At 64.2% G+C, this 12,597-nt stretch carries 12 protein-coding genes; 9 read left to right on the top strand and 3 right to left on the bottom strand.

Annotation, left to right across the window (positions count from 1 at the left end; translation table 11 throughout):
* Nucleotides 1–30: 30 nt before the first annotated feature.
* Nucleotides 31–348, top strand: coding sequence for a PTS system regulator TmaR (gene tmaR, locus SSARUM2_RS16380; protein ID WP_004935612.1), 318 nt, complete (start codon nt 31–33; stop codon nt 346–348).
* A gap of 158 nt (nt 349–506) precedes the next feature.
* Here tmaR and SSARUM2_RS16375 read toward each other — a convergent pair whose 3' ends face one another.
* Complete coding sequence (locus SSARUM2_RS16375) at nt 507–1,295, bottom strand: ABC transporter substrate-binding protein (protein WP_049233049.1); 789 nt, start codon at nt 1,293–1,295, stop codon at nt 507–509.
* A gap of 22 nt (nt 1,296–1,317) precedes the next feature.
* Nucleotides 1,318–2,499, bottom strand: coding sequence for a M20 aminoacylase family protein (locus SSARUM2_RS16370; protein ID WP_049233051.1), 1,182 nt, complete (start codon nt 2,497–2,499; stop codon nt 1,318–1,320).
* 138 nt (nt 2,500–2,637) lie between these two features.
* Here SSARUM2_RS16370 and SSARUM2_RS16365 point away from each other — a divergent pair, with 138 nt between their 5' ends.
* From SSARUM2_RS16365 to araD, 8 genes are all read left to right on the top strand, one after another.
* On the top strand, nt 2,638–3,591 hold the full coding sequence (locus tag SSARUM2_RS16365) for a LysR substrate-binding domain-containing protein (RefSeq protein ID WP_049233072.1): 954 nt from the start codon (nt 2,638–2,640) through the stop codon (nt 3,589–3,591).
* A 285-nt stretch (nt 3,592–3,876) separates the two neighbouring features.
* A complete protein-coding gene (locus tag SSARUM2_RS16360; protein WP_019453591.1) occupies nt 3,877–4,944 on the top strand; it encodes an erythritol/L-threitol dehydrogenase in 1,068 nt (355 codons plus the stop codon).
* A 135-nt stretch (nt 4,945–5,079) separates the two neighbouring features.
* Nucleotides 5,080–5,997: an ABC transporter substrate-binding protein gene (locus SSARUM2_RS16355; protein WP_015378502.1), complete on the top strand. Its 918-nt coding sequence runs from the start codon at nt 5,080–5,082 to the stop codon at nt 5,995–5,997.
* 54 nt (nt 5,998–6,051) lie between these two features.
* Nucleotides 6,052–7,542, top strand: a complete 1,491-nt coding sequence (locus tag SSARUM2_RS16350) for a sugar ABC transporter ATP-binding protein (protein ID WP_060452678.1) — start codon at nt 6,052–6,054, stop codon at nt 7,540–7,542.
* Nucleotides 7,539–8,528: a sugar ABC transporter permease gene (locus SSARUM2_RS16345; RefSeq protein ID WP_060452527.1), complete on the top strand. Its 990-nt coding sequence runs from the start codon at nt 7,539–7,541 to the stop codon at nt 8,526–8,528. Before SSARUM2_RS16350 ends, SSARUM2_RS16345 begins: the two co-directional genes overlap by 4 nt.
* Nucleotides 8,529–8,536: 8 nt before the next feature.
* A complete protein-coding gene (locus tag SSARUM2_RS16340; RefSeq protein ID WP_060452528.1) occupies nt 8,537–10,024 on the top strand; it encodes an FGGY-family carbohydrate kinase in 1,488 nt (495 codons plus the stop codon).
* Nucleotides 10,011–10,880 (top strand): L-ribulose-5-phosphate 3-epimerase, encoded by an 870-nt coding sequence (locus SSARUM2_RS16335; protein ID WP_060452529.1) that lies wholly within the window; start codon nt 10,011–10,013, stop codon nt 10,878–10,880. Before SSARUM2_RS16340 ends, SSARUM2_RS16335 begins: the two co-directional genes overlap by 14 nt.
* A complete protein-coding gene (araD, locus tag SSARUM2_RS16330) occupies nt 10,874–11,566 on the top strand; it encodes an L-ribulose-5-phosphate 4-epimerase (RefSeq protein ID WP_060452530.1) in 693 nt (230 codons plus the stop codon). Before SSARUM2_RS16335 ends, araD begins: the two co-directional genes overlap by 7 nt.
* A 6-nt stretch (nt 11,567–11,572) precedes the next feature.
* Here araD and SSARUM2_RS16325 read toward each other — a convergent pair whose 3' ends face one another.
* Nucleotides 11,573–12,577 (bottom strand): LacI family DNA-binding transcriptional regulator, encoded by a 1,005-nt coding sequence (locus SSARUM2_RS16325; RefSeq protein ID WP_039565123.1) that lies wholly within the window; start codon nt 12,575–12,577, stop codon nt 11,573–11,575.
* Nucleotides 12,578–12,597: the final 20 nt, after the last annotated feature.

Below are 12,597 nucleotides of genomic sequence, written 5' to 3'. Positions count from 1 at the left end.
TCTGTGTATTACTAAAGCAAGGGTATAAAGATGGATAATGCAAATAAGCCGAGTTTCCAGGACGTGCTGGAGTTTGTGCGTATGTTCCGCCGCAAAAACAAACTGCAACGCGAGATCGTCGACAACGAAAAGAAAATTCGTGATAACCAGAAGCGCGTGCTGTTGCTCGACAACCTGAGTGAGTACATCAAGCCCGGCATGAGCATCGAAGACATTCAGGGCATCATCGCCAACATGCGTAGCGACTACGAAGATCGCGTTGATGACTACATCATCAAAAATGCCGATCTGTCCAAAGAGCGCCGCGAGCTGTCCAAAAAGCTGAAAGCGATGGGCGAAGTGAAGTAACCCGCTTTAGCGGGCCGGGCGTCCTGCCTGGCCCGCATCCTTATCCCGCCTGATTTTCCGTTCTTGCCGACGCTGCCGTTTCCGTTGGGGCGTTCCCCGGCGGCCGAAGGCGCCTCCCCATCCTGCAGGATCTGCAGGTGACCGCCGGGGAACGCTTGTTACTGCTCCGCACCGTACATGTCGAAGTCGAAATACTTGTCGTTGATTTTCTTGTAAGTGCCGTTGGCGCGGATCGCCTGTAGCGCGGTGTTGAAGGCGTTCAGCAGCGCGGTATCCTCTTTGCGCACCCCGATGCCGTCGCCGACGCCGAAGTATTTGCTGTCGCTCAGTTCAGCGCCGATAAAGGCGAAATCTTTGCCGCCGGGCGTTTTGAAGAACTCGCTGGCGCTGACGCTGGCCAGCAGCGACGCATCCAGCCGGCCGTTGGCCAGATCTTCGTTCACCTCCTGCTGGCTTTGGTAGGCGACTACGTTAACGCCGGCCGGGCGCCACAGCGCGTTGGCATAGGCCTCCTGGCTGGAGCCTTGCTGCACGCCGACCGATTTGCCCTTCAGCGAGGCGGCGGTAGGCTGCAGGTTGCTGCCCTTATGCGCCACCAGCCGCGCCGGGGCGTTGGAGACTTTGCTGGAGAAGGCGATCTGCTGCTGGCGCTGCGGTGTGATGGTCATCGACGAGGCGATGGCATCAAATTTCTTCGCCTGCAGGCCGGGGATCATGCCGTCCCAGCTGCTTTCCACCCACACGCATTTGGCCTGCATCTGGTCGCACAGCGCCTGGGCGATATCGACGCCGAAGCCGGTCAGCTTGCCCTGCGGGTTTTTATATTCCAGCGGCGGAAAGGTGGGATCGATGCCCAGCTTGATCACCTTGCCGCTGAATTCGCCGCTCAGCGCGGGAAAGCTCGCGGCCAGCGGCAGCAGCAACAACAGCCCTTTGATGGTTTTCATGTCATTTCCTCAGCGTTGGCGATTAAACAGTGGGGCGAGCCAAAAAGCGCTCGACCAATTTGACCCAGTAGGTGGCGCCTACCGACAGGTTGTCGTCATTGAAGTCATAGCCGGGGTTGTGCAGGGAATTGCCCGGCGTGGCGGGGCCGTTGCCGATCGAGATGTAGCTGCCTGGGCACTTCTCCAGCATAAAGGCGAAATCTTCGCTGGCGGTAAACGGCCGCAGCGTGGGGATAACCTGGCTCTCTCCGGCCCAGTCCAGCGCCACCGCGCGCGCCAGTTCGGTTTCTGCCGGGTGGTTCACCAGCACCGGATAGCCGTGCCGGTAGTCGATCTCCGCGCGGGCGCCGAAGCTGGCGGCCTGCGCCGTGACCAGCTCGGTGATGCGCTGTTCCAGCCGCGCGCGCACCACCGCCGTCAGCGCGCGCACGCTGAGCGTCAGGGTGGCGGTCGCCGGGATTACGTTGGCGGCCTGGCCGGCCTGCATCGCTCCCACGGTGACGATCGCCGTTTCCTGCGGATCGATATTGCGCGCCACGATGGTTTGCAGGCTCATGACGATGGCCGCGCAGGCCACCACCGGATCGACGGTGCTTTGCGGCACCGCGCCGTGGCCGCCGTGGCCGTGCAGGGTGATGTGCACCGTATCGGCCGAGCACATCAAGGGGCCGCTGGCGAAGCCCAGGTGGCCGGTGGGGAAGCCGGGCACGTTGTGCATGGCGAACACCGCGTCGCAGGGGAAGCGCTCAAACAGGCCGTCTTCAATCATCACTCTGGCGCCGCCGCCGCCTTCTTCCGCTGGCTGAAAGATCAGGTGCAGCGTGCCGCTGAAGTTGGGCTGCCGCGCCAGACAGCGCGCCGCCGCCAGCAGCATGGCGGTATGCCCGTCGTGGCCGCAGGCGTGCATCACCCCGGCATGGGTGCTGGCATGCGGCAAGCCGGTGGTTTCGGCGATCGGCAGGGCGTCCATGTCGGCGCGGATGCCGAGTGATTTTCCCGGCCCGCGCTGCAATGTGGCGACAACGCCGGTTTGTCCTACGCCGCGCGTGACGCGGTAACCCCACTCCTCCAGACGCTGCGCCACCAGCTCTGACGTCGCGAACTCCTTAAATCCCAGCTCCGGGTGGGCGTGTATGTGGCGGCGAAGCGCGACCATCTCATCATGAACGGCGGCGATCTCAGGCAGTACGAGTGAAGGGCTCATCACGGTCTCCGGCAAAGGGTCCCGGCCAACGGGCGGGGAATGGGGCAGAGGGGTAGGCATCGAGACTAGCAAACTCCGTTTTTGCCGGGTAGCCGCCGTTCGGTTATGCTGACAACCGATGATTGTCAGGAGGTGAACGTGAAACTACACCAACTGCAGGCGCTGGTGGCCAGCGCCGACAGCGGCAGCATTCGCGCGGCGGCGCGGCATCTGGGGCTGTCGCAGGCGGCGGTGACCCGCGCGCTGCGCGAACTGGAGCAGGAACAGGCGCTGCCGCTGCTGATCCGCACCCCAACCGGGCTGGGCTTTACCCCCTACGGCAAAACCCTGCTGGCGCACGCCCGGCTGGTGCTGAACCAGCTGGAGCAAGCGCAAGGGGAAATGGCGGCGCTGCGCGGGCGAACGGCGGATCTGGTCAAGGCGGCGATCACCCCCTGGCTGATGCTGACGGTGCTGCCGCCGGCGGTGATGGCGTTTCGCAGCAAGGTGCCGGCGGTGCGGCTGGAACTGTCGGAAAGCCTGATGGCCAATGCCCAGTCGCAGCTGCGCGAGGGCACGATGGACTTTGCCATCACGCCGCTGCCGGCGTCGTCGGCGCCGCAGGAGTTCCACTGCGAGCCGCTGCTGGAGTATGAAACGGCGTACATGGTGCGGCGCGGCCACCCGCTGGCGCACAGTACCTCGCTGCATCAGCTGCTGGAGCAGGATTGGGTGATGAGCTATACCTCGGAAAGTTTCGATGCGCTGCTCGACGAGGTGTTTCACCGCCACGGCGCGCGCCTGCCGCGCCAGCGCATTATCCAGGCGCATTCGTTCGGCATGCTGCAGGCTCTGGTGGAGTTCGCCGAAATGTGTACCTGCTGTCCGCAGCCGATTGCCGCGCTGCCGCAGTTCGCCTCTCGCCTGCAACCGCTGGCGCTGCGGGAGAGCTGCCGGCCGGTGCAGCTGAATATCGTCACCCGGCGCAACAGCATTCTGAGCGCCGCCGCCCATGCGTTTATCGACACGCTGGTGCGCACCCTGCGCCAGCAGGCGCGATCGTCGCGGCCGGAAGATCGCCAGATCTACGATCGCGTGCGCCTGCTGATTTAGCGGATCCCCCCGGATCGACGATCCCGTAAATGGGATCGCGATCCGCATTTGTAGCATTTTTAGCCGCAATGTTAACGATATGTGATTTCGCTCAAATAATTATTTTTGCAGCTTTGGTTATATGTCGCTCTATGTTCACGTTGTCATTTTGAGTTTTCCTGGGTATTTGATGATTAATCAATTGAAATTTATCACTTTATAACGTTTTTTGTTTTTTGTTGGACAAAAATGACAACGTCAACATTAATAAAATTCAAGCGTTTAACAAGTGTATTGGAGGAAGAGATGAGCCAGTTGCCGGAAAAAATGCGCGCGGTCGTTTGCCACGGCCCGCAGGACTATCGTTTCGAACAGGTGCCCACGCCGTTGCCGAAGGCGCGCGAGCTGGTGATCAAGGTGGAAGGCTGCGGCATCTGCGCCGGCGACTGCAAGTGCAAGAACGGCGCGCAGATGTTTTGGGGGGAAAACCCGTGGGTCAAACCGCCGGTGGTGCCGGGGCACGAGTTCTACGGCCGCATCGCCGCGCTGGGCGAGGGCGCGGAAGGCAAATACCAGCTCGGCGAGCGGGTGATCGCCGAGCAGATCGTGCCGTGCTGGGAGTGCCGCTACTGCAAATCCGGCAGTTACTGGATGTGTGAGACGCATAACATTTACGGTTTCCAAAAAGACGTGGCGGAGGGCGGCATGGCGGAGTACATGCGCTTTTCCGAAAACGCCATCGTGCACAAGATCCCGGAAAGCCTGAGCCATGAAGATGCGGTATTGATTGAGCCGATGGCCTGCGCCATCCACACCGTGGCGCGCGGCGACATCCAGCTGGACGACGTGGTGGTGCTGGCCGGCGCCGGGCCGCTCGGGCTGTGCATGGTGCAGGTGGCGCGCCTGAAGACGCCGAAGAAACTGATCGTGATCGACGCCATCGACGAGCGGCTGGCGCTGGCGAAGGAGTTCGGCGCCGACGTGGTGATCAACCCGCTGAAGGAAGACGCCGACCAGATCGTCAAATCGCTGACCGGCGGCTACGGCTGCGATGTGTACATCGAGGCCACCGGCGCGCCGATCGGCGTCACCCAGGGGCTGCAGATGATCCGCAAGCTGGGCCGCTTCGTGGAGTTCAGCGTGTTCGGCAAGGAAACCACCGTCGATTGGTCGATCATCGGCGATCGCAAAGAGCTGGACATTCGCGGCGCGCACCTGGCGCCCTACAGCTACGAAATCGCCATCGATCTGTTCGAGCGCGGGCTGGTGACCTCCAATGGCGTGGTTACCCACAGCTATTCATTGAACGACTGGGACGAAGCCTTCGCCCTGGCGGACTCGACCGACTCCATCAAGGTGATCCTGGTTCCCTGACCCTCCCGCTGTACCGTTGTTGCAGTCACGATCGCCGGCCCGCTCGCAATGGGGGGCCGGCCGGTCGGCCAAACGTAAAGACATGCTGTTGCTCTGATAACCACAACAAGAAGCTTCCCTACAGGAGAATTGGCTATGTTTTCATTATTCAAAAAGACCCTGCCTTTTATCGTCGCCGGTGGAATGTTGGCGGCCAGCCATGGGGCGCTGGCCAAGCAAATCACTATCGGTATGTCGTTCCAGGAAATGAACAACGACTACTTCGTCACCATGAAGCAGGCGCTGGATCAGGCGGCGGCGGATATCGGCGCCAAGGTGTACGTGGCCGATGCGCGCCATGACGTCGCCAAACAGATCGGCGACGTGGAAGACATGCTGCAGAAGAAGGTGGATATCCTGCTGATCAACCCGACCGATTCGGTGGGGGTACAGTCGGCGGTGATCTCCGCCCACAAGGCCGGCGCGGTGGTGGTGGCGATCGACGCCCAGGCGGAAGGGCCGCTCGATTCGTTCGTCGGCTCGGAAAACTACGACGCCGGCTTCCAGGCGGGCGAGTACCTGGCGAAAGCGCTGGGCGGCAAAGGCAAGGTGGCGATCCTCGACGGCATCCCGGTGGTGCCGATCCTGGAGCGCGTGCGCGGTTTTGAAGCGGCGATGAAGAAATACCCCGACATCAAGATCGTCACCAAGCAAAACGGCAAGCAGGAACGCGACACTGCGCTGACCGTGACCGAAAACATGCTGCAGTCGGCGCCGGATCTGGCGGGCATCTTCAGCGTCAACGACGTCGGCGCGCTCGGCGCCCTGGCGGCGATTGAAAGCAACGGCGCCAAGGTCAAGCTGGTGAGCGTCGACGGCCAGCCGGAAGCCATCAAAGAGATCCTCAAGCCGAACTCGCCGTTCATCGCCACCTCGGCGCAGTTCCCGCGCGACCAGCTGCGTATCGCGCTCGGCATTGCGCTGGCCCGCTACTGGGGCGCCACGGTGCCGAAAACCGTGCCGGTCAAAGTGAAGCTGATCGACCGCAGCAATGCGGCCGGCTTTAGCTGGTAACAGCGGCCAGGTTCGCCCCGCTGCGGCGGGGCGTTCGGCGTGGAGGGCTATGCGGTGACACCTTTACTGGAACTGAAACGAATAAAAAAGAGCTTTCCCGGCGTGAAGGCGCTGGACGGCATCGATCTGGCCATTCAACGCGGCGAGGTGCATGCCCTGCTGGGCGAAAACGGCGCCGGCAAATCGACGCTGGTGAAAATCATGTGCGGCATCTATCAGCCGGATGAGGGCGATATTTTTATCGACGGCGAGCAGCGCCGCTTTAACAACTATCGCCAGGCGATCGAGGCCGGCGTCGGCATTATTTTTCAGGAATTCTCGTTGATTCCCTACATGAGCGCCATCGACAACATCTTCCTCAACCGGGAGATCAGGAACCGCTGGGGCCTGCTGGATCGGCGGGCGATGCGGCGCAAGGCCGAGGCCATTTTCAAACGGTTGACGGTGGCTATCGATCTCGATTGCCCGGTAGAGCAACTGAGCGTGGCGCAGCAGCAGTTCGTTGAGATCGCCAAGGCGCTGTCGCTGGAGGCGCGGGTGCTGGTGCTGGATGAGCCGACTGCCACGCTGACGCCGGGCGAGGCCGAACACCTGTTCAGCGTGATGAACGATCTGCGGCTGCTGGGCGTCGGCATGGTGTTTATCTCGCACCACCTGGACGAGATCTTCACCATCTGCGATCGCATCACCGTGCTGCGCGACGGCGCCTACATCGAAACGCTGGCTACCGGCGACACCAACGTGGAAGAGCTGGTGCGGCTGATGGTCGGGCGCAAAATCGAGAACGCCTTCCCGGTGAAACAGCACCCGGTCGATACCGCGACGGTGCTGCTGGAGGCGGAGATCCAGCGCGAGAAGCACGGCGCGACCGACCGTTTCCGGCTGCACAAGGGCGAGATCCTCGGCTTCGCCGGGCTGGTGGGCTCCGGGCGCACCGAGACCGTCTCGGCGCTGATCGGCGCCAGCCGCTGCCACCGCAAACGCGTCAGCCTCGGCGGCCAACCGGCGGCGCTGCGCTCCCCGGCGCAGGCGCTGGCGCAGGGCATCGGCCTGCTGCCGGAGAGCCGCAAAACCGAGGGCCTGGTGCTGCCGTTCTCGGTGGCGCAGAACATCACCCTCAACCGGCACCACCGGCGCGGCAAGATCTTCGTCAACGCCCGCCAGGATCGCGACGTGGTGCAGCGGCTGATCCGCGCCGTGGGGGTGAAAACCCCGGACGCCGAGACCGCCGTCAGCACCCTGAGCGGCGGCAACCAGCAGAAGGTGGTGATCGCCCGCTGGCTCAACAACGACTGCAACATCCTGATCTTCGACGAGCCGACTCGCGGCATCGACGTGGGTGCCAAGGCCGAGATCTACCAGCTGATGCAGCAACTGACCCAGCAGGGCATCTCCATCATCATGATTTCCTCCGAACTGCCGGAGATCATCGGCGTGTGTGACCGCGTGCTGGTGTTTCGCGGCGGCCACATCGTCGCCGAGCTGACCGGCGACGACATCGAATCCAACCACATCATGCTTCACGCGACCGGGAGTGCCTTATGATCGGAATTGAACAACCCGCCGTGGCGCGCCGCGCCGCCGGCCCCAGCCTCGGCAAGCGCTGGGAAAAACTGCTGCATCACCCGGCGGTCTTGCCGTTTATCGGCTTCGCTGTCCTGTTCGTATTGATGAGCCTGCTGAACGACAGCTTCCTCAGCGTCAACAACCTGACCAACGTGGCGCGCCAGGTGTCGATCAACGCCATCATCGCGGTGGGCATGACCTGCGCCATCCTGACCGGCGGCATCGATCTCTCGGTGGGGCCGGTGATGGCGCTGGCCGGCTCGGTCGCCGCCGGGCTGATGCTGGCGGCGGTGCCGATCCCGCTGGCGATGGTGGCGGCGCTGGCGGTCGGCGCGCTGTTCGGCCTGGCCAACGGCGCCTGCATCGCCTATCTGCGCATGCCGCCGATCATCGTCACCCTGGCGTCGATGGGCATCGCCCGCGGCCTGGCGCTGCTCTATACCGGCGGCTACCCGATCTCCGGCCTGCCCGACGTCTTCTCCTTCTTCGGCCGCGGCACGGTGCTGGGCATCCAGGTGCCGATCCTGATCATGCTCGGCGTATACGTGCTGGCCTGGCTGATGCTTAACCAGCTGCCGTTCGGCCGCTATGTCTACGCGATGGGCGGCAACGAAGAAGCGGCGCGCCTGAGCGGCATCCGCGTGCCGCGCTACAAGATGCTGGTGTACGTGATCAGCGGCCTGACCGCCGCGCTGGCCGGGCTGGTGCTGACTTCGCGCCTGATGAGCGGGCAGCCCAACGCCGGCGAAGGCTTCGAGCTGGACGCCATCGCCGCGGTGGTGCTGGGCGGGGCGGCGATCTCCGGCGGGCGCGGCGCCATAGTCGGCACGCTGGTGGGGGCGATGATGCTCGGGGTGCTTAACAACGGTCTCAATCTGATGAACGTATCGCCGTATATCCAGAACGTGATGAAGGGCGGCATCATCTTGGCCGCCATCTACCTCAGCTCCGTGCGGCGCAAATAGGAGGCGCGATGGCAGTCTTTCTTGGCATAGACGTCGGCGGCACGGTGATCAAGGCCGGGCTGTACCGGGCAAGCGGCGAAGAGCTGGCGATCGCCGAGCGCGACGGCGCGGCGATTGCCGCCCAGCCGGGCTTCAGCGAACGCAATATGGACGCGCTGTGGGATGACGTTTGCGCAGCGATCCGCCAGACGCTGCACGCGGCGGGGCTGGATGCCGGGCAGGTGCGCGGCGTCAGCTTCTCGGCGCACGGCAAAGGGCTGTACGCCATCGACCGCCACGGCAAGCCGGTCGGCAACGGCATCCTCTCTTCGGACAACCGCGCGGCGGCCACGGCGGCTGAGCTGCGCCGCACCGGCGTGGGCGCGCAGACCTACCCGCGCAGCCTGCAGCCGCTGTGGCCCAGCCACCCGGCGCTGCTGCTGCGCTGGCTGAAGCATGAGCAACCGGCGCAGTACGCCGCCGTCGATCGCATCCTGATGGCGCACGACTACCTGCGCTTTCGCCTCACCGGCGAGGCGGCGGCCGAGGTGACCAACATCTCCGGCAGCAACCTGTTTAACCAGCACAGCGGCGCTTACGATCCGGCGCTGATGGCGGCCTTCGGCATCGAAGAGGCGCAGGAGAAAACCGCGCCGGTGATCGGCTCGGCGCAGCTGGCCGGGCGGGTGACGGCCGCGGCGGCGGCGCAATGCGGCCTGCGCGCGGGCACCGCGGTGTACGGCGGCCTGTTCGACGTGGTGGGCGCGGCGCTCAGCTCCGGCGTGGCCGACGATCGCACGCTCAGCGCGGTGGCGGGCACCTGGTCGATCGCCACCTGCGTGACCGAGCGCATCATTCCCGCCGATTACCCCTACGCCTGGGGGCGCTACTGCATCGACGGCCGCTATTTCGTGCACGAAGGCAGCCCGACCTCGGCCGGCAATTTGGCCTGGTTCCTGCGCCAGTTTTGCGCCGACGACCGGCAGCGCTACGCCCAGTTCAACGCCTGGGTGGCCGAGCGCCGCGAGCAGCCCAGTGGGCTGCTGTTCCTGCCTTATCTGTACGGTTCCAACCTCGGTGGCAACACGCCGGGCGGGCTGATCGGCCTGAGCGCCCACCACGAGATGGCGGACGTAGTGCAGGCGATCTACCAGGGCATCGTGTTCTCGCACCTGATCCATCAGGAGCGCATGGTGCAGCTGAACCCGCGCATCGAGCGGGTACGCATGACCGGCGGGCCGACGCAGTCCGAGGTGTGGATGCAGATGTACGCCGACGCCGGCAACCTGCCGCTCGAGGTGGTGGAAACGCGCCAGAGCGGCTGCCGCGCCGCCGCCCTGTGCGCCGCCGTCGGCGCCGGGGAGTACGCCGGGTTCGCCGAAGCGATCGCCGCCGCGCCGCCCAAGCTGCGCTGTTATTATCCCGCGACCGCCGCCCACCGGCGCCTGCGCGCCCAGCAGGCGCGCTATCTGGCGGTCGCCCAGGCTTTGAGTGAGGTGACTGATGCAAACGACTAACGCCGCCTGTCTGGGGCTGTATGAAAAGGCGCTGCCCGCCGATCTGAGCTGGCCGCAGCGGCTGGCCACCGCCGCCGAGCTGGGCTTTGAATTTGTGGAGATGTCGATCGACGAACAGCCGGCGCGCCAGCAGCGGCTGGATTGGGATCGCCGCCAGCGGCTGGCGTTTATCCAGGCGCGGCTCGACAGCGGGGTGACGGTGCCGAGCCTGTGCCTGTCGGCGCACCGGCGCGATCCGTTCGGCAGCGCCGACGCCGCCACCCGCGAGCGGGCGCGGGTGCTGATGAGCAAGGCGCTGGAACTGGCGACGGATCTCGGCATCCGCAACATCCAGCTGGCGGGCTACGACGTCTATTACGAACCCGCCGATCGCCACAGCCGCGAACGCTTTATCGAGGGCATGCAGTGGGCGGCGGCGCAGGCCGCCAGGGCGCAGGTGATGCTGTCGGTGGAGGTGATGGACACGCCGTTCATCAACAGCATCAGCAAATGGCGCGACATCGCCCGCCACGTTAACAGCCCGTGGTTCACGGTGTATCCCGATCTCGGCAACCTCAGCGCCTGGGGCAACGACGTCGCCGCCGAGCTGGCGCTGGGCATCGGCAGCATCACCGCCGTGCACCTCAAAGACACCGTGGCGGTGGGGCCGGGCAGCGCCGGGCAGTTCCGCGACGTGCCGTTCGGCGAGGGCTGCGTGGATTTCGCCCACGCCTTTGCCGTGCTCAACGCGCTCGGCTATCGCGGCCCCTACCTGCTGGAGATGTGGGCGCGCGAAGACGGGCAGGATAAGCAACGCATCGCCCAGGCCAAGGCCTGGATCGAACAACAAATGAATGAGGGAGGCATCGCATGCTGAACGAACTCAAGCGGCAGGTGCTGGCCGCCAACCTCAGCCTGCCGGCATACGGGCTGGTGACCTTTACCTGGGGCAACGTCTCGGCGATCGACCGCCAGAGCGGGCTGGTGGTGATCAAACCTTCGGGCATCGCCTACGAGGCGATGACGCTGGAGGATCTGGTGGTGGTGGATCTGGAGGGTAAGGTGCGCGAAGGGCACCGCAAACCCTCATCCGACACCGCCACCCACCTGGCGCTGTACCGCGCCTTCTCTGATATCGGCGGCGTGGTGCACACCCACAGCCGCAACGCCACCATCTGGGCGCAGGCCGGGCAGCCGATCCCGGCGCTGGGCACCACCCACGCCGACTACTTTTACGGCGACATTCCCTGTACCCGGCCGATGAGCGAGGCGGAGATCGCCGGGGATTACGAGGGGGAAACCGGCAAGGTGATCATCGAGACCTTCAATCAGGCGGGGCGCGATCCGCAGCAGGTGCCGGGAGTGCTGGTCTATTCCCACGGCCCGTTCGCCTGGGGCAAGAGCGCGGCGGATGCGGTGCACAACGCGGTGGTGCTGGAAGAGGTGGCGATCATGGCGATGGCGACGCGCCAGCTGGCGCCGGCCATCGCCCCGATGCAGCCGGAGCTATTGGACAAACATTTCCTGCGCAAGCACGGCAAACACGCCTACTACGGGCAATAGCGCCCGTCAGCGATTCAACAGCGAGCCGGTGAAGAACTCTCTGCGCACCGGCAGCTCGCCGCGCGGGCTGTGAATGGCGCTGAACAGCAGCTCCGCGGCGATCTCCCCCAGTTTCTGCGTATCGTGATACACCCCCGGAATATGCAGGCCGTAAGCGCCGGCGCGCGGCGGTTCGTCTATCGAGAAGAACTTCACCTGTTCATAAAGCCCTATCTCGTGGCAGATGGCGATGGCGCCCAGCGTGATGATGCCATTCAGGCCGATGATGTAATCCGGGCGGTTCTCCGGCTGCGCCAGATAGGCGCGCACCTCGCTTTCCTGCGAGGTGAAATCGTAGTCGCCGTTGATGATATGAATCTCTCGGCCGCTGCCCTGCAAGGCCGCGACGATGCCGGCGGTGCGCGTTAGCGTAATTTCCGAATCCGCCGGGCCGCCGATAATCAGCAGCTTCTTCTCCGGCTGTTCCGCCAGATAACGCCCGGCCAGCACGCCAATCTCGCGGTTATCGAGGAACACGCCGCTCAGCTGCTGATCGTAGAGATCGCGGTCGATAAGAATCAGCGGCACGCCATACACCTCGGCCAGCTCGAGATAGGCGGGGCGGTAGCGCTTGTCGTCGCGCACCGCCGAGAGCAGGATGCCGCGCGCCTTGTAGCCGAACAGCGCCTGAATGGCGCGCATTTCCGCCTCTTCGCTGCCGTCGGTGTCGAACAGCATGATCTGATAACCCTGCTGACGCGCAATGCGCGACACGGTCTTGATCAGGCCGGAATAGAACGGGTTGTACATGCTGCTGGTGACGATGCCGATAATCTGGCTGCTGCTGCTTTTCAGCCCCTGCGCGAAGGCGTTGGGCACATAGTTCAGCTCTTTGGCGATGGCGTGAATGCGCTCGCGGGTTTCCGGCTTGACCAGCTCGGGCTTATTGAAGGCGCGGGAAACGGTGATATTGGTCACCCTGGCGCGGCGGGCGATATCCACGATAGTGGCATTGGGATTGGCTTTCGACACCGTCTTTCCTTGCGTTATGC

The sequence above is a fragment of the Serratia sp. K-E0102 genome, from assembly GCF_029962625.1.
GTDB classification, from domain to species: Bacteria; Pseudomonadota; Gammaproteobacteria; order Enterobacterales; family Enterobacteriaceae; genus Serratia; species Serratia sarumanii.
This window is presented reverse-complemented; position numbering and strand designations above follow the sequence as displayed.

What these genes read in the sequence shown, in the direction of transcription:
- tmaR (WP_004935612.1), top strand. Translation starts at nt 31, where the DNA reads ATGGATAATGCAAATAAGCCGAGTTTCCAGGACGTGCTGGAGTTTGTG.
- SSARUM2_RS16375 (WP_049233049.1), bottom strand. Translation starts at nt 1,295, where the DNA reads ATGAAAACCATCAAAGGGCTGTTGTTGCTGCTGCCGCTGGCCGCGAGC.
- SSARUM2_RS16370 (WP_049233051.1), bottom strand. Translation starts at nt 2,499, where the DNA reads ATGAGCCCTTCACTCGTACTGCCTGAGATCGCCGCCGTTCATGATGAG.
- SSARUM2_RS16360 (WP_019453591.1), top strand. Translation starts at nt 3,877, where the DNA reads ATGAGCCAGTTGCCGGAAAAAATGCGCGCGGTCGTTTGCCACGGCCCG.
- SSARUM2_RS16355 (WP_015378502.1), top strand. Translation starts at nt 5,080, where the DNA reads ATGTTTTCATTATTCAAAAAGACCCTGCCTTTTATCGTCGCCGGTGGA.
- SSARUM2_RS16345 (WP_060452527.1), top strand. Translation starts at nt 7,539, where the DNA reads ATGATCGGAATTGAACAACCCGCCGTGGCGCGCCGCGCCGCCGGCCCC.
- SSARUM2_RS16340 (WP_060452528.1), top strand. Translation starts at nt 8,537, where the DNA reads ATGGCAGTCTTTCTTGGCATAGACGTCGGCGGCACGGTGATCAAGGCC.
- SSARUM2_RS16335 (WP_060452529.1), top strand. Translation starts at nt 10,011, where the DNA reads ATGCAAACGACTAACGCCGCCTGTCTGGGGCTGTATGAAAAGGCGCTG.
- araD (WP_060452530.1), top strand. Translation starts at nt 10,874, where the DNA reads ATGCTGAACGAACTCAAGCGGCAGGTGCTGGCCGCCAACCTCAGCCTG.